General features: G+C 62.3%; 17 protein-coding genes. 11 read left to right on the top strand and 6 right to left on the bottom strand.

The annotated features are described in order from the left end of the window. Window positions 1–65 precede the first annotated feature (65 nt). A complete protein-coding gene (locus ACVOL0_RS08790) occupies window positions 66–590 on the bottom strand; it encodes a DUF2059 domain-containing protein (protein WP_481548766.1) in 525 nt (174 codons plus the stop codon). A 311-nt stretch (window positions 591–901) separates the two neighbouring features. Here ACVOL0_RS08790 and ACVOL0_RS08785 point away from each other — a divergent pair, with 311 nt between their 5' ends. The 8 genes from ACVOL0_RS08785 to dcp all read left to right on the top strand — a co-directional run bounded on the left by ACVOL0_RS08785 (window position 902) and on the right by dcp (window position 11,777). Next, the gene (locus ACVOL0_RS08785; RefSeq protein ID WP_481548765.1) at window positions 902–1,963 is read left to right on the top strand and encodes a HEAT repeat domain-containing protein; all 1,062 of its coding nucleotides are present in this window, start codon (window positions 902–904) and stop codon (window positions 1,961–1,963) included. After that, window positions 1,960–3,483 carry a glycosyltransferase family 2 protein gene (locus tag ACVOL0_RS08780; RefSeq protein ID WP_481548764.1) on the top strand — a complete coding sequence of 508 codons (1,524 nt, stop codon included), beginning with the start codon at window positions 1,960–1,962 and terminating at the stop codon, window positions 3,481–3,483. Before ACVOL0_RS08785 ends, ACVOL0_RS08780 begins: the two co-directional genes overlap by 4 nt. A gap of 17 nt (window positions 3,484–3,500) precedes the next feature. Next, window positions 3,501–4,778, top strand: a complete 1,278-nt coding sequence (locus ACVOL0_RS08775; RefSeq protein WP_481548763.1) for a YaiO family outer membrane beta-barrel protein — start codon at window positions 3,501–3,503, stop codon at window positions 4,776–4,778. A gap of 14 nt (window positions 4,779–4,792) precedes the next feature. Further along, on the top strand, window positions 4,793–7,153 hold the full coding sequence (locus ACVOL0_RS08770) for an LTA synthase family protein (RefSeq protein WP_481548762.1): 2,361 nt from the start codon (window positions 4,793–4,795) through the stop codon (window positions 7,151–7,153). Beyond that, window positions 7,150–8,085 (top strand): hypothetical protein, encoded by a 936-nt coding sequence (locus ACVOL0_RS08765; protein WP_481548761.1) that lies wholly within the window; start codon window positions 7,150–7,152, stop codon window positions 8,083–8,085. Before ACVOL0_RS08770 ends, ACVOL0_RS08765 begins: the two co-directional genes overlap by 4 nt. A 381-nt stretch (window positions 8,086–8,466) precedes the next feature. Then, a complete protein-coding gene (gene arfB, locus ACVOL0_RS08760; protein WP_481515882.1) occupies window positions 8,467–8,898 on the top strand; it encodes an alternative ribosome rescue aminoacyl-tRNA hydrolase ArfB in 432 nt (143 codons plus the stop codon). Window positions 8,899–8,901: 3 nt separating this feature from the next. Beyond that, window positions 8,902–9,504 carry a lysophospholipid acyltransferase family protein gene (locus ACVOL0_RS08755; protein ID WP_481548760.1) on the top strand — a complete coding sequence of 201 codons (603 nt, stop codon included), beginning with the start codon at window positions 8,902–8,904 and terminating at the stop codon, window positions 9,502–9,504. Between the two features lie 113 nt (window positions 9,505–9,617). Then, window positions 9,618–11,777 (top strand): peptidyl-dipeptidase Dcp, encoded by a 2,160-nt coding sequence (dcp, locus tag ACVOL0_RS08750; RefSeq protein ID WP_481548759.1) that lies wholly within the window; start codon window positions 9,618–9,620, stop codon window positions 11,775–11,777. Between the two features lie 117 nt (window positions 11,778–11,894). Here the strand turns inward: dcp and ACVOL0_RS08745 are convergent, their stop codons facing one another. Beyond that, window positions 11,895–12,221 (bottom strand): hypothetical protein, encoded by a 327-nt coding sequence (locus ACVOL0_RS08745; protein WP_481548758.1) that lies wholly within the window; start codon window positions 12,219–12,221, stop codon window positions 11,895–11,897. 161 nt (window positions 12,222–12,382) lie between these two features. On the opposite strand from ACVOL0_RS08745, the gene ACVOL0_RS08740 reads away from it, so the two are divergent. Beyond that, on the top strand, window positions 12,383–13,447 hold the full coding sequence (locus ACVOL0_RS08740) for a linear amide C-N hydrolase (RefSeq protein WP_481548757.1): 1,065 nt from the start codon (window positions 12,383–12,385) through the stop codon (window positions 13,445–13,447). Window positions 13,448–13,499: 52 nt separating this feature from the next. Next, window positions 13,500–14,261 (top strand): porin family protein, encoded by a 762-nt coding sequence (locus tag ACVOL0_RS08735; RefSeq protein ID WP_481548756.1) that lies wholly within the window; start codon window positions 13,500–13,502, stop codon window positions 14,259–14,261. A gap of 219 nt (window positions 14,262–14,480) precedes the next feature. On the opposite strand, the gene ACVOL0_RS08730 is transcribed toward ACVOL0_RS08735, so the two are convergent. Beyond that, the gene (locus ACVOL0_RS08730; RefSeq protein ID WP_481548755.1) at window positions 14,481–15,272 is read right to left on the bottom strand and encodes a siderophore-interacting protein; all 792 of its coding nucleotides are present in this window, start codon (window positions 15,270–15,272) and stop codon (window positions 14,481–14,483) included. 101 nt (window positions 15,273–15,373) lie between these two features. After that, a complete protein-coding gene (locus ACVOL0_RS08725) occupies window positions 15,374–15,871 on the bottom strand; it encodes a PadR family transcriptional regulator (RefSeq protein WP_481548754.1) in 498 nt (165 codons plus the stop codon). A gap of 395 nt (window positions 15,872–16,266) precedes the next feature. On the opposite strand from ACVOL0_RS08725, the gene aceE reads away from it, so the two are divergent. Further along, a complete protein-coding gene (gene aceE, locus ACVOL0_RS08720; RefSeq protein WP_481548753.1) occupies window positions 16,267–18,954 on the top strand; it encodes a pyruvate dehydrogenase (acetyl-transferring), homodimeric type in 2,688 nt (895 codons plus the stop codon). Window positions 18,955–19,034: 80 nt separating this feature from the next. On the opposite strand, the gene ACVOL0_RS08715 is transcribed toward aceE, so the two are convergent. Together ACVOL0_RS08715 and ACVOL0_RS08710 are read right to left on the bottom strand one after the other, a co-directional pair. Next, window positions 19,035–20,006 (bottom strand): restriction endonuclease, encoded by a 972-nt coding sequence (locus tag ACVOL0_RS08715; protein ID WP_481548752.1) that lies wholly within the window; start codon window positions 20,004–20,006, stop codon window positions 19,035–19,037. Next, on the bottom strand, window positions 19,981–20,305 hold a 325-nt coding region (locus tag ACVOL0_RS08710), incomplete at its 5' end, for a transposase (RefSeq protein ID WP_481548751.1). The genes ACVOL0_RS08710 and ACVOL0_RS08715, both read right to left, overlap by 26 nt.

The following is a 20,305-nucleotide window of genomic DNA, read 5'->3' as shown; positions in this document are numbered from 1 at the left end:
CAAAAACAGAGCAGCTTTACCGGTAACGCCCATGCCGAGCATGGCTCGGCACTACAGTAGAGCGCTTATTTGACTTCGCTGCTGATCTTTTCCAGGTCCTTCTGCAGATCCGCCATCAGCGGGATCATCTTCTGCTGGATGGCGACCATCAGGTTCTGCATCAGCGCCGGGGTCTTGTCGAGCAGGCTCTGGCCGGCCGGGCTCTCGTAGAACTCGGCCATCGCCAGCACGTCTTCCTTCGAGAACGACTGCTTGTACAGATCCACATACATCGGCCGCATCTGTGACCAGGCCAGGGCCTGACGCAGGGTCTGCGAGGTGCGCTGCTGGATGCGCTGCAGTCCGGCCTTCTGCTCGGCCGTCAGCGGCTGCTTCTCGGCGATCTGCGCAAACTGCTGCGCCTGCATGGCTTCCATCTGCGGCAGCATCGCGTCGAGCATGCTCTGCGCGCGCGAGGCCGCCAGCAGGCGATTGACGTCGGCGTCGGTGGCCGGTGCCGCCCATGCAGGCGCCAAGCCGGCGAGCAGCAGGCTGGCGGCTACCAGCAGGGGAACGCAACGGGTACGAAAGGATTTGCGGCAGCGCTGCATGGATCGTCCTTGTGGTGGGCAGGGTCCGAGCATAACCGCGGCCTTGCCAGGTCTGAAGACAGCTTTCTGGTCCTGTTGGCGGTACGCACGTCATCTGCGATTGCAGAAGTGCGCGCTAGGGCATTGTTTTTAATGAAATATTTACATCTTACGATCAACCGTTAGCATAATTAGATGACGGGAACCTTACTGAAATTGAGAAAAATAGAGACTGGTGTCACGTTTCTGTCTATGCTTTAGGCCGATTGCTGCACTCAGGGGGGGGTAGGTGGTCTCGCAAGCCACGTACCCGCAACAAGTAGGGAACTGCGATGGACAGTCTGTTCGAGGGGCCGACCGTACTCGTCGTGGCCAGTTGGGTGGCGATTCTCACCCTGCTGTTGGCCACGGTTCTGCTGTTGATCATTGTTTTTCTGCGGGTAAGGGCGCAGCGCCGTGAAAAGCGCGACGCCCAGGCCCGGCAGTACTGGAACGATGTTCTGCAGCGCGAGCTTGGCGGGGAAACCGTACCGGTGCATCGATTGCAACGCGATGAGGTCATAGGCTTCATCGAAGCCTGGAACAGCGTCTGCGAGACCTTGCCGGAAGCTTCGGTACGGCGGCTGGCCCCGCTGGGTCATCGGGTCGGTCTGGAAGACGCGGCGCAACGCATGCTGCGTGGCAGCTACCACGACCGTGCGATGACCATCATTGCCTTGGGCCATCTGCGCGACCGGCATCTCTACGACCTGCTGGCCAAATTCCTCAACGACCGCAGCCCCATCGTCTCGTTGTGCGCAGCGCGAGCGTTGGCACAGGTGGATCCGCCGCGCGCCATGTCGGCCTTTGTGCCGATGATTACCGAGCGCGAGGATTGGGTGCCGGGCAGCGTGGCGCGGATCCTTGCCGAGAACGAGGACGGCAGCGCCGCCCGCGAGATCAGCAATGCGTTGTTGCGTGCCAATGCCGACTCCACCGTGAAGCTGGTGCGCTTCCTGGCGGATATCGATCCGCAGCGTGCGGCGGTTGTGGTCCGGCAATTGCTGGAAGGGCACGTGGATGATCACATCATCTCGGTATGCCTGCAGCTGATCAACGATCGCCAGGACCGCGAGCGGGTGATCGGTTTCCTCACGGCGTCGCGTTGGCATGTGCGCATGCACGCGGCAGCTGCTTTGGGCCGCATCGGCGAACCTGGCGATGCCGGGCGACTGGAGGCGCTGCTCTCAGACAGTGTCTGGTGGGTGCGCTATCGCACCGCGCAGGCCTTGTTCGGCTTGCCGGGCATGGGCGCCGATGCGATGCGCGAAGTGCAGTCGCGGCAGAGTGATGGCTACGGGCGCGACATCATCGAACAGGTGCTGTCCGAGAACGCAATGAGGAGTGCGACATGAGCGCTTATTGGCAGATGCTTGTGAGCTACGTGCAGCAGATTCCCTGGGTGAGTATCGCCGACTCGCTGCAGTGGTTCTTCATGGCCTACTTCGTCGCGATCAACCTGGCCTATCTGCTGCTCAACTACATCTCGGCCTACCAGATCGTCCGCTACATGCGCGAGTACCGGGCCAATTACCTGCCGGCTGGTCTGCGCGATTACCAGCCGCCGGTGAGCATCATCCTGCCCGCCTACAACGAAGAAACCTCGGTGGTTTCCTCGGTGCGCTCGCTGCTCAAGACCAGCTACCCGGCGTTCGAGATCGTGGTCGTCAACGACGGCTCCAGCGACCGTACCCGCGATGCGCTGATCGAGGCGTTTGGACTGGTGCGAGTGCCGGAGGCCTATCGCACCCGTCTGCAGACCGAGCCGGTGCACGGGGTTTATGCCTCGGCAAGTTGCCCGCGCGTGCGCATGGTCGACAAGGCCAATGGCGGCAAGGCCGATGCGATCAATGCCGGCATCAACTGCGTGCGCTATCCGCTGTTCTGCGTGGTCGATGCCGACAGCATCCTGCAGCCGGAGAGTCTGTCGCGGGTGGTGCGGCCGTTCCTGGAGGACAGCCGCGTGGTTGCCAGCGGTGGCGTGGTGCGCGTGCTCAATGGCTGCACTGTGCGTGACGGCATGCTCGACAAGATCGGCCTGCCCAACCGCTGGCTGCCGAGCTTCCAGCTGGTGGAATACCTGCGCGCCTTCCTGTTCGGGCGCATGGGCTGGTCGCCTATGAACGCGCTGCTGATCATCTCCGGCGCCTTCGGTGTGTTCTACAAGGAAAGGGTGATCGCCATCGGTGGCTACCGCACCGACACCGTCGGCGAAGACATGGATCTGGTGATCCGCCTGCACCGCAATCTGCGCGAAGAAAAGCGCGACTACCGCATCGTGTTCGTGCCCGATCCAGTCTGCTGGACCGAGGCGCCGACTGATCTGGCATCACTGCGCAACCAGCGCATGCGCTGGCAGCGCGGTCTGGCCGAAAGCCTGTGGACCAATATCGGCATGTTGTTCAATCGCCGCAGCGGCGCCGCCGGTTGGGTGGCGTTCCCGTTCATGCTGTTCTTCGAGTTTCTCGGCCCGATCATCGAGGTGGTGGGCTATGTCTCGATGATCGTGCTGGCCCTGTGCGGGCTGGTGCAGCTGGACGTATTCCTGATCTTCCTTGCCGCAGCAGTTGGCATGGGCATCCTGCTCTCGGTCAACGCGATGCTGCTGGAGGAACTTTCTTTCGGCCTGTACTCGCGGCCGGCGCAGCAGCTGCGTTTGTTCGTGGTCGCGATTCTGGAGAACTTCGGTTATCGCCAGCTGAACTCCGTTTGGCGTTTCTCCGCCACGATCCGCTGGATGTTCACCCGTCGTAAACGGCATAGCTGGGGGCGCATCAGTCGTGATGGTTCCTGGCAGCAGAGCCACAAAGAAGAAGTACCGATGGCGGTGGCAGTGGCATCGTCGGTGATCAGCGAATCGAGTATCAACAAATGATTTCCAGGAACCGTTCCATGACCCAGCACCTTTCTCTCCGTGCTCCGCGCCATGTGCTGTCGCGTTGCCTGTTGTTGGCGCTGGCCGCTGCGCCGCTGCTGGCGTTTGCGCAGGAGGCACCGGACAGCCTGACCGTGCAACTGCAGCAGATCCGCGAGCAGTCCGACGCCAACAACCGCGCCGCTACCATCGCCCGCTACAGCGCGTTGTTGACCGAGCATCCGGGCAATGGCGACGTGCTGTTGGCGCGCGGCCGCACCTATGCCTGGGATGGCCAATACGCCGCCGCCGAGGCCGATCTGCAGCAGGTGGTGAAGAACAGCCCGAGCTATGCCGACGCCTGGTCGGCGCTGGGCGATATGTACCGCTGGAGCGACCGCCCGCAGCAAGCCGCCGATGCGTACTCGCGTTGGGTTGAGCTGGCACCGCAGGATCTGGCCGCGCGCATCGCGCGTGGGCGCGCGTTGCGTGCGCTCGGCCAGACTTCTGCTGCGCGTGCTGATTTCGACGCCGCCGCCACGCTGGGCGCGGACCCCAAGGAAATCGCCGAGCTGCGCCTTAGCCTGTTGCCGCGCATGGCCAACCCGGATGTGGTCGCAGCCGATGGCTACCGTTGGGGAGCAAGCGCGGGCTGGGATCACACCCGCTTCAGCGGTGACCGCCAGAGCTGGAACGACAACGACCTGACCCTGCGCCGCTATTTCCCGCGTGGTTCGCTGGGTCTGGAGCTGCTGCGTGCCGATCACTTCAACACCTCCGACACTGCCTGGGCGCTGGATGGCTACGCACCACTGTGGTCGCGCGCCTATGCAAACCTGCGTTACCAGCGCGGTCCGTCCAGCGGCGTGCTGCCCAAGCAGAGCTGGCGCGTGGAGGTATTCCAGGGCGTAGGCAATGGCTGGGAACTGTCGGCCAGCGTCGACCAGTTGCGCTTCTCCGACACCACCGAGTTCTACGGCGTCGGCGTCGGCCGCTATGTCGGCAACTGGTATGGCCGTTACAAGCTGCAGCACGTGCCGGGTGTTGGCTCGGGCAGCTGGAGCCACCGGGTGTTGCTGCGCAATTACTACAAGGGCGATGCCGACGACTATCTGGAAGTCAGCGTCAGCAGCGGTCGCAGCACCGACCTTGATCGCTTCGGCGGCGTGGTGCGTGACAGCAACGCGGCCCTCGGTGTCGCCTGGCGGCATCAGGTCACCCCTAACTGGGGTTTCAAGCTGGGCGCCGGCTATGCCGACGACGATGGTGGTTTTGAGGAGCAGCGCCTGTCCGGCTCCATCTATACGCGCTGGTAACGGAGCAGTTGACGATGATCTCCACGCATGACGGTGGCGCCTGGGCGCGCTTTTCTTCGGCCTTCCCGGTGTTGCTGCTTGCGCAGCTGGTGCTGGTCGCAATGGCGGTCAGCAACGGTGTTGCAGGTGCTGGCGGCGGCTTGCAGACCGGCGCAATTGCCGGCATTGCCGGTGCCCAGGCGCTGCTGATGCTGCTGCGTTCGGTGCCAATCCTGGTGTTGTTGTCGCTGCCCTTGCTGGCAATCAAGCGGGCCTTGCCGCGCTACATCGCCTTGGGCCTGCTGTGGTCGCTGTTCATCGTGGTGCAGGTGCTGCTCGACCAGTATTTTCAGGTCGCGCACGTGCCGCTGGGCGCGGATCTGTTCGGCTACAGCCTTGCAGAAATACGCACCACCTTGGCCGATGGTGCGCCGCTTGGCCTACGCGGCGTGTTGGCGATGGCTTTGCCGCTGCTGGTGTTGTGGCTGGGCCTGCTGTGGCTGGCGCGCCGTGATGCGCGCGGCTCCACGGTGTGGAGCACGGCATTGTTGGTAGCCGGTGGCATCGCCTGGATACTGCCGCTGCCCAGTGGCGCGGTGGCCTTGAAGGATGTCGCCTCGCGCGATCTGGCCTGCAACAAGCTGGCCTGGTTCAGCGGCGATGTGTGGCGCTGGTTCAAGGGCGAGTCGGATGTCGCGGTCGTACCCAGCGCCGTCGCCAGCGATGAAGCCCCGCTGGATCCGAACTTCCCGTTCCTGCACCCGGAGCAGACCCCGGATGCCTTGGGCCCGAATTTCGCGCCGACCAGTGATGGTCGTCCGCCGAACGTGGTGTTGATCGTGGTCGAAGGCCTGGGTCGCTCGTTCTCCGGTCCGCAGGCATCGCTGGGCAGCTTCACTCCGTTCCTCGATGAACTGGCCGAGCGCAGCCTGTACTTCGACAACTTCCTCGCCAACCAGGGACGCACCTTCGGCGTGCTGCCGACCTTGATTGGTTCGGCACCGTTCGCCGACGAAGGCTTCACCGGGCTGGGCGATCGCATGCCGGCGCACCCGGGCCTGTTCAGTGTGTTGCGCCAGCAGGGCTATAACACCGCCTTCTACAACGGTACCGACACCAACTTCGACAACGAGCGCGCCTACATGCAGGGCCAGCAGGTGCAGACGCTGGTCGACATGAACAATTTTGGTGATGGCTATCAACGCAATCCATTCAGTGCCTGGGGTTACCCGGACAAGGAACTGATCTCGCGCGTACTTGCCGATAACGACAACGTGCAGGCACCGTTCCTGACCGCGATCCAGACCATCTCGATGCACACCAGCTACGAGTTCCCGGATCAGGATGTGTACCGCAAGCAGTTCGAGCAGCGCCTGCAGCAGCTGCAGGTGCCCGAGGCCGAGCGCGCCAGCTATCGCGCCAGCACTGATATCTACGCCACCATCCTGTACACCGACGAGCAGCTGCGTCGCTATTTCGCTTCGGTGGAAAAAACCCCGTGGTATGCCAATACCCTCTTCGTCATCACCGGCGACCATCGCCTGCCTGAAATCCCGATGGGCGAGCATGTGGACCGTTACCACGTGCCCTTGATCGTGTTCTCACCGCTGCTCAAGCAGCCCAAGCGCATTCGCGCAGTGTCCTCGCAGCTGGACGTGACGCCGTCGCTGATCGCGCTGTTGTCCAACACCTATGGGCTGAAACGGCCGGCACAGACGCCGTGGCTGGGTACCGGCCTGGACATGGCCGAGAGCTTCCGCAGCAATCAGCAATTCCCCTTGAAGCAGACCAAGACCAGTGCGCCGGAATATCTGGCCGGGCGTTGGTGGCTGCATGACGGCAAGTTGTACGAGCTGCAGGACGGCATGCACCTGGCCGAAACCGACGATGCCAGCGTGCGCGCCTGGGCCATGCAGCGGTTGCAGCGCTACACCCAGGCCAATGCGATCTTCATGCAGAAGAACGCACTGACGCCGGAAGGCGCAACACCCAAGCTGGTGGCGTACAGCGCACCGGCAGCGGCTGCCGAAGTGGCTGCGGCGCCGCTGGCGCACGGCTTGTCGCTGGCCTCGGCCGAGGTCGCCGCGGTAGCCGATGGCGTGCAGCTGACGGCGGTGTTCAGCAGTGGCGATCCCAAGCCCAGCCGCGTGTTCGTGCCGCTGGCGGTGATGTCCAGCGAGGATGGGCGCGAGCTGCAGGAAGTGTATGGGCAGGCATTGCAGCTGCCGCCGGGCGGCAGCCAGCAGGTGCAGTTGCAGCTGCGCCTGCCGCAGGATTGCGGCGGTCGTTGTTATGTGTCGGTGTTCCCGTCCGATCCTGACAATGGCAAGGCGATCGGGCAGGGCCGTTACCGTCTGCCGGTGGATGCCGCCGCAGGCGTGGAGAAGTCGCAATGAGCCGGATGTTCGGCCTTGGCCTGCTGGCAGCGCTATGTGTAGTGCCAATGGCGAAGGCGGCAGCGGCCAGTCGTGCGATCTGGACCTGGGAGGCCGAGTCGTACGCGATGATCGAGGACCCGGCGGTCGCCGATGAGGCGGTGGCGTATCTAAAATCGCAGCGCATCGATACCGTCTATCTGTATGCCGACGCCTACAAGGACCGCAACCTCATCGTCGAGAAGCCGGAGTTGTACCGCGCCTTCATCGAGCGCCTGCACAGCAAAAGCATGAAGGTGTATGCCTTGCTGGGCTCCTGGTATCTGAGCACGCAGAAGTACGTGTTGCCGGAGCACCGCAAGGAGGCTGAGGCAATGTTCCGCCGGGTGGTGGACTACAACGCATCGGTGCCGGCAGCGGCGCGGTTTGATGGCGCCAACCTGGACATCGAACCGCATATCCTCGACGAATGGGATGACGACACCCGCGCCGACCTGCTGGTGGGTTTTCTGGACATGAGCGCAGCGGTGATGCGCATCAAGCAGGAGAGCGGCGCGACCCTGGCGGTAGGCCCGGCGATTCCGTTCTGGCTGGACGGCATCGAGGTGGACTGGAATGGCCGCCATCGTCCGGTGAGCGAGCACACCATCAACATCTACGACTACGTCGCCTTGATGGACTACCGCGACAAGGCCGAGGGCCGCGACAGCATCCTCTCGCACGCGTCCAGCGAGATCGCCTATGCCAATGAAGTCGGCAAGAAGGTGGTGATTGGGTTGGAGGTGTCGTCCAACGACATCAACAAAGTCACCTTCCATGAAGAAGGACCGAAGGTGTTCGAGCAGGAAGTGCGCAAGGTGGAGCGTGCGCTGCGCAACGAGCCCTCGTTTGACGGGTTCGCGATCCATCACTACCGCGCCTACCGGCGCTGGGCGGGGCAGTATTGGGAGTGAATGGAACCCTCCCTTTTGCGCAGCAAAGGGGAGGGCTGGGGAGGGGTGCTGTTGCTTGAACCCCCTCCCTTTTGCGTAGCAAAGGGGAGGGCTGGGGAGGGGGGCTTCTGAAGCTCCAGCCACGCAGCAAAGCCCAGCCTGCAAGCCCTTGTATTCAGAGCCAGCGCAAGCACTCAACCTCAGCCGCGAAAAGCACCCCTCCCCAACCCTCCCCTGCGCTACGCGCAAGGGAGGGGGTAACAGCTGCGCCCGGCAGGCCTCGCGCGAGTGCACGCTTCGCCCCTCCCCTGCGCGTAGCGCAAGGGAGGGGGCAACAGTCGCGCAAGCGTGCGAGCAACTGCTGCGCGCAAACGAGGGTGCCGCAACCCTTACAATGCGCCGATGGCGACGGAGCAGATTGAAATCTCGGAACACTTGGCGATACCGGAAACGGAGATCGTCGAGCGTTTCGTGCGCGCGTCCGGCGCTGGCGGGCAGAACGTCAACAAGGTCTCCACCGCGGTGGAACTGCGTTTCGACATCGCCGGCTCGCCGTCCCTGCCTGAACCCTTGCGCGAGCGCCTGCTCGCCCGCCGCGACCGCCGGGTGACCGGCGAGGGCGTGCTGGTGATCGATGCGCAGCGCTTCCGCACCCAGGACCGTAACCGCCAGGATGCGCGCGAACGTCTTGCCAGCTTCATCCAGGCCAGCCTGAGCGTGCCCAAGCCACGGGTGGCAACCAAGCCCTCGTACGGCTCCAAGCTGCGCCGGCTGGATCAGAAAAAAGAACGCGCGCAGGTCAAGCGCGGCCGTTCAACACGTAATTGGGAGTAGTGCTTGAGCAACACGCCGCCGACCATTCCGGTCATTCCCGCCGCCATGCCGCAGCGCAAGAATGCCCGTTTCAGCCGCTGGCTGGGCCGCAGCATCCTGCGCCTGGGCGGCTGGCAGATCCGTGGGCCTATTCCTGATCTGGCCAAGGCGGTGGTGATCGCTGCGCCGCATTCGTCCAACTGGGATGGCCTGTGGGGCCTGGCCGCAAAGATGGCGCTGGGTCTGGAGGCGCGCATCCTTGGCAAGGACAAGCTGTTCTGGTGGCCGCTGAGCGTGGTGCTGCGGCGAATGGGCGTTGTGCCGTTGAATCGCAGTTCGCCGCAGGGCACGGTGGGCCAGGCGGTGGCGATGATCCGCGACAGCGAGCAGGTCTGGTACGCGCTGGCGCCGGAAGGCACCCGCAAGCAGGTGACTGAATGGAAGGGCGGGTTTCTGAAGATCGCGCGCATGGCCGATGTGCCCATCATTCCGGCCTATTTCCACTATCCAGAAAAGGTCATTGGTTTCGGCCCGGTATTCCACACCAGCGGTGACGACGTGGCCGACATGGCCGCCATCCGCCAGTGGTACCGCCAATGGCAGGGCAAGAACCACAGCTCCGGCTGAGCTGGCAGCCGACAGATCCGGCGCCGGCCGGCGCCACCATCGGCACATGTTGCCAACGTGGGAACGGAGTAGGGTAAAGGGCTGTTCGAAGCCCGTTCCCAAGGAGCCGTTTCATGTCGCGTACCGTTGTTCTGGCCGCCGCCATCAGCCTTGCGCTGGCCGCCTGTTCTGGCAAGGAGTCCACTGCCCCCGTGACCGCCAATGCACCTGCGGAGGCCGCCAAGCCGGGCGATGCTTCCACCAACCCGTTCATGACTGTCAGCTCGCTGCCGTTCCAGGCGCCGGCCTTCGGCAAGATCAAGGACAGTGACTACTTGCCGGCCTTCGAGGAAGGCATGCGCCAGCAGCTGGCGGAGATCAAGCAGATCACCGACAACACCCAGCCGGCCACCTTCGACAACACCTTGCTGCCGATGGAAAAATCCGGCGCCATCCTGGACCGCGTCAGCCGCGTGTTCTTCAGCGTGGTGCAGGCCGATACCAACCCGGAGCGGCAGAAGATCCAGGAAGACGTGGTGCCCAAGCTGGCCGCGCATGGCGATGCCATCCACCTGGATGCCAAGCTGTTCGCGCGCATCAAGAGCATCTATGACGGCCGCGCCGAAGCCGGCCTGGACCCCGAGCAGCTGCGCGTGGTCGAAGAAACCTACAAGGGCTTCGTCAAGTCCGGCGCCGAGCTCAGCGATACCGACAAGGAAACGCTGAAGCAGTACAACGCCGAGGAAGCCACCCTCGCCAACGACTTCCACAACAAGCTGGTCGCGGCCACCGCCGCCGGTGCGGTGGTGATCGACGACAAGGCGCAGCTGGCTGGCCTGTCCGAGGGCGATATCGCCGCCGCTGAAGACGCCGCCAAGGGCCGCAAGCTCGACGGCAAATGGGTGCTGAGCCTGCAGAACACCACCCAGCAGCCGGCACTCGGCTCGCTGCAGGACCGCGATGTGCGTGCCAAGGTGCTGCAGGCCTCGGAAACCCGCACCGAGCACGGCGATGCCAACGATACCCGCAAGATCATCCAGCGCCTGGCCCAGCTGCGCGCTGCCAAGGCCAAGCTGCTCGGCTTCCCGAACTTCGCCGCCTACAACCTGACCGACCAGATGGCGCAGACGCCGGAGCATGCGCTCAAGCTGCTGACCGACACCGTGCCGGCGGCTACCGCCAAGGCACGTGGCGAGCTGGCTGAAATCCAGAAGGTGATCGATGCACAGAAGGGCGGCTTCAAGGCCACCGCATCGGATTGGGATTTTTACGCCGAGCAGGTGCGCAAGGCCAAGTACGACCTGGACGAGTCCCAGATCAAGCCCTACTTCGAGATGGACAACGTGCTGCAGAACGGCGTCTTCTACGCCGCCAACCAGCTCTACGGCCTGACCTTCAAGGAGCGCAAGGACCTACCGGTCTATCACCCGGACGTGCGCGTGTTTGAAGTCACCGATGCCAACGGCCAGCCGCTGGCGCTGTTCTACGCCGACTTCTTCAAGCGCGACAGCAAGTCCGGTGGCGCCTGGATGGACGTGTTCGTCGAGCAGGACGGCCTGACCGGTACCAAGCCGGTGGTCTACAACGTCAGCAACTTCACCAAGCCTGCCGCCGGCCAGCCCGCGCTGCTGAGCTGGGACGACGTGACCACCATGTTCCATGAGTTCGGCCATGCGCTGCACGGCATGTTCTCCAACACCAAGTACCCGAGCGTGGCCGGCACCGGCGTGCCGCGTGACTTCGTCGAGTTCCCGTCGCAGTTCAACGAGCACTGGGCGTCTGATCCGAAGGTGTTCGCCAACTACGCCAAGCACTACCAGACCAAGGCAGCGATGCCGCAGGACCTGGTCGACAAGATCGCCAAGGCCAAGACCTTCAACCAGGGCTATATGACCACCGAGTACCTGTCGGCGGCGCTGCTGGACCTGGCATGGCATACGCAGGGCGCTGATGCACCGCTGCAGGATGTGGACAAGTTCGAGGCCGATGCGCTGAAGCGCTACAAGGTGGATCTGGCACAGGTGCCGCCGCGTTACCGCAGCAGCTACTTCGACCATATCTGGGGCGGCGGTTACTCGGCCGGTTACTACGCCTACTTCTGGGCGGAGATGATCGACCATGACGCCTTCGAGTGGTTCAAGGAGAACGGTGGCCTGACCCGTGAGAACGGCCAGGTGTTCCGCGACAAGATCCTGTCGATCGGCAATACCCGCGACCTGGCAACGGCCTACCGCGACTTCCGCGGCAAGGACCCGAGCGTCGAGCCGCTGCTGCACAACCGCGGTTTGAAGTAAGCGCGGTTTGAACCTAGCGCTCGCCATTGTGAGCGTGTGAAACGACGAACGGCAGGGGAAACCCTGCTGTTCGTCGTTTGTGCACGTGTTCTTGCGGCAAGCCGCAGCGCGCAGAACTTACTCGCAACGCACCTTGGTGATGACGTTGTTGGCATCAGTGTAGACGCGCAGGCGGTCCTGACGGATATCGCGGGAAACAATCGTGGTCGGGCCGATCGGATTGACCAGGCCTGCACCGCTCTCCTTTTTCAGGCGTCGCACGGTGGCTTCGTCATTGACCGTGCCTACCGCCCACTGCACCGAGACATCGCTGCAGCGACCGAAGTTGGGGTCGTCGGAAACCGGCGGCGCGCTCAGGCAGCCGCTCAGGGCGATGCTCAGCAGGCCACCAACCAGCAAAGGGCGGAGGATGGCGGCGGTGTGATGCGGTGTGATCTGAGGCATGGGGCAGTTCCTCCATTCGAATATGTGCGGAGCATAGCAGCGGCCAATTGTCTGATTGCTGATTTTGGAGACTGCCAACCCTGTCGCGATCGGACAATGAATGGCTGCTAGGATCGATCCGGTTGTATCACTGACCTGATCACGCCAAGGAAGCTCACCCCATGAAATCAGCCAAGCGATCCATCATTGCCGCCTGTGCCACCGTGCTGTTCGGTATGGCCGGCATGCAGCAGCAAGCCGACGCCTGCACCCGCTTTGTCTATCACGGTGCCGGCAATGAAATCTTCACCGGCCGTTCGATGGACTACAAGATCGACACCGGCACCCATCTGTGGATGTTCCCGCGTGGCATGCAGCGCAACGGCGAGACCGGCCCGGATACGCTGAAGTGGACCTCGCGCTACGGCAGCGTCATCGCCAGTGCCTACGACATCTCCACCACCGACGGCATGAACGAAGCCGGCCTGGTCGCCAACCTGCTGTGGCTGGCCGAGTCCGAATACCCCGAGCGCAACAGCGGCAAGCCCGGCCTGAGCATCTCGGTGTGGACGCAGTACATGCTGGACAGCTTCGCCACCGTCGATGAAGCGGTGAAAGCGCTGAGCAGCGAGCCCTTCACCCTGGTCAGTGATGCCGCCCCTGGTGAGCAGCGCATGGCAACGCTGCATCTGTCCTTGTCTGATTCCACTGGCGACAGCGCCATCATCGAGTACATCAAGGGCAAGCAGGTCATCCACCACAGCCGCGACTACAAGGTGATGACCAACTCGCCGATCTTCGAAGAGCAGCTGGCACTGGAAAGCTATTGGCGGCAGATCGGCGGCACGGTGATGTTGCCGGGCACCAACCGCGCCTCCGACCGCTTCGCACGCGCGGCGTTCTATATCGACGCCATTCCCAAGTCGACCGATCCGGTGGAATCCACCGCCAGCGTGTTCGGCGTGATCCGCAATGTGTCGGTGCCTTACGGTATCACCACCCCGGACCAGCCGAATATTTCCTCGACCCGCTGGCGCACGGTGTCCGACCACTCGCGCATGCGTTACTACTTCGAATCGGCGCTGGCCACCAATGTGTTCTGGGTGGATCTGAAGAAGATCGACTTCAGTGCAGGCGCTGGCAAGGTGAAGCGCCTGGACCTTGGCAACCAGCAGCGCACCATCTATTCGGGTGAGGCCAACGCTCAGTTCAAGGACGCCAAACCGTTCCGTTTCCTGGGCGTATAAGGCGGGCAATCGGCGCGCCTGCGCTGGCGGGCACGCACCATCTGGAGCTTCAATGAAAATCCGATTTACCCGAAAATGCCTGTGCCTGCTGCTGGCAATGGGCGGCATTCCGCTTGCGCACGCACAGAGCAACGACAACGACGACAGCTGGCGCTTCCAGGCCACCCCTTACGTGTGGATGAGCGGCATGGAAGGGCAAGTTCGGCCGTTCCGCAGCGCACCGACGGCGGACGTGCACAAGTCCTTCTCCGAGTTGATGGACAACCTTGACGCTGCCGCCTTCATTACCGGCACCGCGCGCCGTGGCAACTTCGTGCTGCAGGCTGATTTCACCCATGCATCCACTTCGGATTCGACACCCTTGCCGATTGGCGTGGCAGCGAATGTAAAAGTGAAGCAGACCTCGGCAACCGTGACAGCTGGCTATGCCTGGCTGGCCAACGAGCGCAGCGGCATCGACCTGTTGGCCGGTGTTCGCTATTGGGATATCAACGCTGCAGTGAACGTGCCCGGCTTGGTATCGGCGCGTTCGGATTCCACCTTCGTTGATCCGATTGCCGGCATGCGTTGGCGGCAGACGCTGAGCCCGCGCTGGAGCAGCATTGCCTATGTGGATGTAGGCGGTTTTGGCGTGGGTTCGGATTCGACCTGGCAGTTGCTGGTATTGGCCAATTACCAGGCGACGGACAAGCTGTTCGTATCGATGGGCTACCGCCACCAGAGCCTGGATTACCGCGACAAAGGCAAGCGTCTGGACGTATCCCTGTCCGGCCCGATGCTGGGTGTGACATACCAGTTCGGCAAGGGGCAGTAGCTTTAGTCCCCTCCCTTTGGCCGAAGGCCAAGGGGAGGGCCAAAGCTTCGCCCCCTCCCTTTCGCGCAGCGAAGGGGAGGGCTGGGGAGGGGTAGCTTTTGACCGTGTAGAGCCGAGCCATGCTCGGCTGGCGCTTTACCGGGAAAGCCTCTGCCGAGCATGGCTCGGCACTACAGCTTCGCCCTCCCTTTCGCGCAGCGAAGGAGAGGGGCGAAGCAATCAATCCACCTCGTTCGGATCCGCCTTCCAATACCCGGTCGCGCGAATCCATTCCTTCGGCACCTGCAGATGCCCCTCCACAAACTTGCGCATCATCCGCGCACGCTTGGACTCGGTGGCAATCCAGTAATGCGTGTCACCATCCGGCTGCTCGAAATCCACCAGCGCATCCTCCAGCAAGGTACTGCTCGCAGCATCAAAGCCATTGCGCTCGAACCACGACACAGTCACCTGTGCTGAGCTCTCCAGCGGCTGCCGATCACCTTCTTCCGGGATCTCGATGAACACCTCGGCCACCGCACCTTCCGGCAGCTCTTCCAGGCGCCGTGCAATCGCCGGCAATGCGGTCTCATCACCAATCAGCACATAGCAGTCGAAGTCATCGGCCACCACATGCGAACCACGCGGGCCGGCAACCACCAACTCATCGCCTACCTTCGCAGTGGCCGCCCAGCTGGTCGCCGGGCCATCGCCATGCAGCACGAAGTCCAACACCAGCTCGCCAGCATCGGCATCGTAGAAACGCGGCGTGTAATCGCGCGCCGGTGAAGGCTGCTTGCCTTCCGGGTAGCGCGGGCCCTGCTCGGTGAGTTCCGGCAATACAAATTCGCCTTCGGCATTGGCGAAAAACAGCTTCACGTGGTCATCCGGTGAGCGGCTGTCAAAACCTTCCAGCGCATCGCCGCCTACAACAACGCGCTGCATGTTTGGGGTCAGGCGTTCCGTGTGCACTACCTGCAGCTGGCGGAAACGCGGGGTCATGCGGATCAATTGGGTTTCATGCTGTGACATGGGGGTACCTGGGGTCAGTATCGGCAAGGCCGGGATGCCCTGGCTGGATCGGTCTGGCTGGATCGCTCTGGCTGGGTCGTAATGAACAACGGTGATGCGGATCAATCCTGTTGCGAGGTCTGTTGCACCAGCGCCGTGGCTTCTGCAATCAAGCCGGCGATGCGTGCGACGTCGGCGTCCTGCCAGTCGCCTTTGCGCAGCATCAGCGAGTGGGTGAACTGGTGCATGGCATCGCGCAGCGGCGCCGGCAGGCTTTCCCTGGCGATGACGCGCGAGTTGTGGCGTGCACGCATGCGTGCGGTTTCCACGTCCTCGGCACGCAGCTTGAGCTGGGACTGGCCCAGGCTGGTGATGTGGTAACGCTTGCGCCCGCCGTCTTCCTCGGCGCTTACCCAGCGCTGCTTTTCGAAGTCGGCCAGCAGCGGATACACCGAGCCGGCGCTGGGCGTATAGACGCGTACGAACATCTCGCTGATCTGCTGGATCAGCTCATAGCCATGACGCGGCTGCTCGCCAATCAACGACAGCAGCAACAGGCGCAGATCGCCACGGCCCAAGGGGCGCGGGGTGGGGGAGCGGCGGGGGTCCGGGCTGGTCATTGAAGTTTTCGATATATCGAGTTTGCGCAAAACGATATATCGAAAACTCTTCCGACGCAAATGGCGTCGCCTCCGATGGGACGGTGCAGACCAGCAGGGCTTGCATTTCACGTAGTTTGCTGCGCCGCAGCATGGCCTGCTTGTCACCGCCCTGACCTCTGCCGATGGCAACTTCGCCCGGTGTTTAGTGCCATTAAGCGTCTGCACGGAGGTGCGGAACCTGTCCCCGGCTGTCCTTGCCGGTGCATGAGAACTGTCGCGAAATGTCTTGCAGACACTGGCTCTTGGCGCTCCATACGCATGCGTAGCCAGCTTTGCCAGGTACCGGGTGCGCTAAACTCTACGGCTCAAAATAACGACAAGCGCGCGCGTGCGTGCAGTAACTGGGAGCGCTAATGAACTGGTTGAACGAGATGCTTGATAACGACACGAATCCCCTGGAAACCCAGGAGTGGATCGAGTCGTTGAAGGCCGTTATCGATGTCGAGGGCCCCGAGCGCGCACATCAGTTGCTGGAAGGCATGGTTGAACTGACCCGTCGTTCGGGTGCGTTCCTGCCGTTCTCCCCCACCACCGAATACGTCAACACCATCGAGCCGCAGCTGGAAGCCAAGAGCCCCGGCAATGCGGAACTGGAATGGCGCATTCGTTCCATCATCCGTTGGAACGCAATGGCCACCGTCGTGCGCGCCAACCGCAAGCCGGGCGACCTGGGCGGCCACATCGCCTCGTTCGCATCGGGCGCCACGCTGTATGACGTGGGCTTCAACCACTTCTGGCGCGCGCCGAGTGACAACCACCCGGGCGACCTGCTGTTCATCCAGGGCCACAGCGCCCCGGGCATCTATGCGCGTTCCTACCTGGAAGGCCGCATCAGCGAGCAGCAGCTGGACAAGTTCCGCATGGAAGTGGACGGCGGCGGTCTGTCGTCCTACCCGCACCCGTGGCTGATGCCGGATTACTGGCAGACCCCGACCGTGTCGATGGGCCTGGGCCCGCTGGCTGCCATCTACCAGGCGCAGTTCCTGCGTTACCTGGAAAACCGCGGCCTGATCGAGAAGAGCGACCGCAAGGTGTGGTGCTTCATCGGCGACGGCGAGTCGGACGAGCCGGAAACCCTGGGCGCGATCGCGCTGGCCGGCCGCGAAGGCCTGGACAACCTGATCTTCGTCGTCAACTGCAACCTGCAGCGCCTTGATGGCCCGGTGCGCGGCAACGGCAAGATCATCCAGGAACTGGAAGGCGTGTTCCGTGGCGGCGGCTGGAACGTGATCAAGCTGCTGTGGGGCGGTTACTGGGATGCCCTGCTGGCCAAGGACACCAATGGCGTCCTGAAGAAGCTGATGATGGAAACCGTCGACGGCGAATACCAGAACTGCAAGGCCTTCGGCGGCGCGTATACGCGCGAGCATTTCTTCGGCAAGTACCCGGAAACCGCAGCGATGGTTGCCGGCCTGTCCGACGACGACATCTGGCGCCTGAACCGTGGTGGCCACGACCCGCACAAGGTGTACGCCGCCTACCACCAGGCCGTGAACACCAAGGGCATGCCGACCGTGATCCTGGCCAAGACGGTCAAGGGCTACGGCATGGGCAGCGCTGGCGAAGCGCTCAACCCCACCCACCAGACCAAGAAGCTGGACGACGAATCGGTCCGCCATTTCCGCGACCGCTTCAACATCCCGGTCACCGACGAGCAGCTCAAGGACGGCCAGGTGCCGTTCTATCACCCGGGCCCGGATTCGCCGGAAGTGAAGTACCTGCAGGAGCGTCGTGCTTCGATGGGCGGCTACCTGCCGCAGCGTCGCCAGAAGGCCGACAAGTCCTTCATCGCACCGAAGCTGGAAACCTACGAGCGCCTGCTCAAGGAATCCGGCGAGCGCACCTATTCCACCACCATGGCCTTCGTGCAGACGCTGAACATCAGCCTGCGTGACAAGGAGCTGGGCCCGCGCCTGGTGCCGATCGTCGCCGACGAAGCGCGTACCTTCGGTATGGAAGGCCTGTTCCGCCAGATCGGCATCTACGCCCCGTACGGCCAGAAGTACAAGCCGGTCGACGCCGACCAGCTCATGTACTACCGCGAAGACCAGAGCGGGCAGGTGCTGCAGCAGGGCATCAGCGAGCCGGGTGCCATGTCCTCGTGGATGGCGGCCGGTACCAGCTACTCGGTCAGCAACGTGCCGATGCTGCCGTTCTACATCTACTACTCGATGTTCGGCTTCCAGCGCATTGGCGACATCGCCTGGCAGGCAGCGGACATGCGTACCCGCGGCTTCCTGCTCGGCGGCACCGCCGGCCGCACCACGCTGAACGGCGAAGGCCTGCAGCACGAAGATGGCTTCAGCCATATCGTTGCTGGCGGCATCCCGAACGTGCGCAGCTACGATCCGACCTTCGGTTTTGAAGTAACCGTCATCCTCCAGCACGGCACCAAGGCCATGATGGAAGACCAGATCGACGAGTACTACTACATCACCCTGATGAACGAGAACTACGCCCACCCGGCCATGCCGGAAGGCGCAGCCGAAGGCATCATCAAGGGCATGTACCTGCTCACCGATGCCGGCAAGCCGAAGAAGGGCGAGCTGCGCGTGCAGCTGCTGGGCAGCGGCACCATCCTGCGCGAAGCCATTGCAGCGGCCGAACTGCTGGACAAGGATTTCGGCGTCACCGCCGACATCTGGAGCTGCCCGAGCTTCAACGAACTGCGTCGCGATGGTTTCGACGCCGAGCGCTGGAACCGCCTGCACCCGGAAGCCGAACCGCGCAAGCCGTACGTCACCGAGCTGCTGGAAGGCCGCCAGGGCCCGGTCATCGCCGCAACCGACTACGTGCGCGCCTACACCGACCAGATCCGCGCCTTCGTGCCGGCCACCTATTCGATCCTGGGCACCGATGGCTTCGGCCGTTCGGACACGCGTGCGAACCTGCGTCGCTTCTTCGAGGTTGACCGTTATTACATCGCTCACGCTGCAATTGCGGCGCTGGCGAAGGACGGGAAGATGACGGCGAAGGATGTTGCCCGGGCTATCAAGCAGTATGGGATTGATCCGGAGAAGGCTAATCCTGTTGGGGTTTGATGCGAGGTCTGTTTGAATTAGTTAGGGCGGCCAGTTCAAGGGGTCGCCCTAGCTTGCTATTCATTGCTATTCGGCGGCTTTCAGGCAGGCGCAGCACCAGCTTTTCGGTCGACCGATTGGAGCCACTCCATCAGATCAGAGTGGTTTCTGATCCCGAGAGACCTGAGTGCGCAAACAATGTCGATGGCGGAAACAACGAGTATTGGATGTCCGTCGTCGACAATCTCTTTATATGCTTGGCTGTTCACGTGAGATGTCGTGACCATTACGCCGAATTGGCGATGGCGAAGTCGTGAAATTAGCCGTGAGGTTTGTCGTACCCCTACTGAGTTATGGATTGAGTAACATTTTGCCTCCATAGCAAATTCGACCTCGACACGAGATCCGACCGGGCCGATTCGATAGCGACCCACAGCATCGCGTCCACCGTCCCGGGACGGTCTGGTTACATCAATGGATGCTATGTTGGGAAGTAGCATACGAGTAATCTCAGCCGCACACCATTCGAATCCCACTGGGTCTACTTCGTAGTGCCCAATCAGAGCATTGATTAGCTCCACGTCCTTCTGTTTGGCGGGAGTTTGTTCTGCTTTTGAACGGTAAGCTTGGCTCGAACTTGCCCTAAGTGGTTCGTATTGCCCATGATCAATCCATGCACTCCATGCAAGAGGGGCGTTTGATGTGTGGGCGACGCCACGTTGAATGTCTGATATCCATGCACGATTGATACGCCCAGCGTCTAGGATCGTGAATGTAGCTCGATAGTTTTGGAATCTCCTTCCGTCAAGCTGGTGCCATGTTGCAACTAAGCTCTCCGGTGGGCGGACTCCAATTGCACCTGGTACCGCCAGCCCTAAGAAGACGACATCTCTGTAGTTTCCAGTGTTGCGAAACACAAATATAGGTGGAACGTCCCTTCTGTCTAGTTCGTTCGAGCCGCGTGCAAATGCGTCTCGGAGCATCTCATTACCCCATCGACGTGTCTGATGAGAGCGTGTGCAGATTTTTGTGTAAACGGGATTCGGGTTACAGCTGAGGGAGTCGCCCCTCAAACTGGATGGTAAATCGGTTCAAGGCTGCCTTCCAATCACGGATGGGTAAGGTCCATCGTTTGCTGATGTTGCGCAACGCGAGGTAGAGCAGTTTGATGAGAGCTTCGTCGCTCGGAAACGCGCCGCGGTGCTTGGTTAATTTTCGTAGCCCCATGTTCACCGACTCGATTGCGTTGGTTGTATAGATAACCTTACGGATCTCGGGTGGATAGTCGAAAAATGGGGTTAACCGTGTCCAGTTACGCCGCCAAGACTGGCCAATCGGCAGGTACTCCTTGTCCCAGCGTGCCTCGAACTCG

The organism is Stenotrophomonas sp. STEN021 (assembly GCF_056760175.1).
The sequence above is the reverse complement of the archived record's forward strand: the minus strand, read 5'-3'. Positions and strand labels throughout refer to the sequence as shown.

Bases quoted from the DNA above. Each gene is read 5' to 3' on its own strand.
- ACVOL0_RS08775 (WP_481548763.1), top strand. From the start codon at position 3,501: ATGACCCAGCACCTTTCTCTCCGTGCTCCGCGCCATGTGCTGTCGCGT.
- arfB (WP_481515882.1), top strand. From the start codon at position 8,467: ATGGCGACGGAGCAGATTGAAATCTCGGAACACTTGGCGATACCGGAA.
- ACVOL0_RS08765 (WP_481548761.1), top strand. From the start codon at position 7,150: ATGAGCCGGATGTTCGGCCTTGGCCTGCTGGCAGCGCTATGTGTAGTG.
- ACVOL0_RS08740 (WP_481548757.1), top strand. From the start codon at position 12,383: ATGAAATCAGCCAAGCGATCCATCATTGCCGCCTGTGCCACCGTGCTG.
- ACVOL0_RS08785 (WP_481548765.1), top strand. From the start codon at position 902: ATGGACAGTCTGTTCGAGGGGCCGACCGTACTCGTCGTGGCCAGTTGG.
- dcp (WP_481548759.1), top strand. From the start codon at position 9,618: ATGTCGCGTACCGTTGTTCTGGCCGCCGCCATCAGCCTTGCGCTGGCC.
- ACVOL0_RS08725 (WP_481548754.1), bottom strand. From the start codon at position 15,871: ATGACCAGCCCGGACCCCCGCCGCTCCCCCACCCCGCGCCCCTTGGGC.
- aceE (WP_481548753.1), top strand. From the start codon at position 16,267: ATGAACTGGTTGAACGAGATGCTTGATAACGACACGAATCCCCTGGAA.
- ACVOL0_RS08730 (WP_481548755.1), bottom strand. From the start codon at position 15,272: ATGTCACAGCATGAAACCCAATTGATCCGCATGACCCCGCGTTTCCGC.
- ACVOL0_RS08770 (WP_481548762.1), top strand. From the start codon at position 4,793: ATGATCTCCACGCATGACGGTGGCGCCTGGGCGCGCTTTTCTTCGGCC.
- ACVOL0_RS08745 (WP_481548758.1), bottom strand. From the start codon at position 12,221: ATGCCTCAGATCACACCGCATCACACCGCCGCCATCCTCCGCCCTTTG.
- ACVOL0_RS08735 (WP_481548756.1), top strand. From the start codon at position 13,500: ATGAAAATCCGATTTACCCGAAAATGCCTGTGCCTGCTGCTGGCAATG.
- ACVOL0_RS08780 (WP_481548764.1), top strand. From the start codon at position 1,960: ATGAGCGCTTATTGGCAGATGCTTGTGAGCTACGTGCAGCAGATTCCC.
- ACVOL0_RS08790 (WP_481548766.1), bottom strand. From the start codon at position 590: ATGCAGCGCTGCCGCAAATCCTTTCGTACCCGTTGCGTTCCCCTGCTG.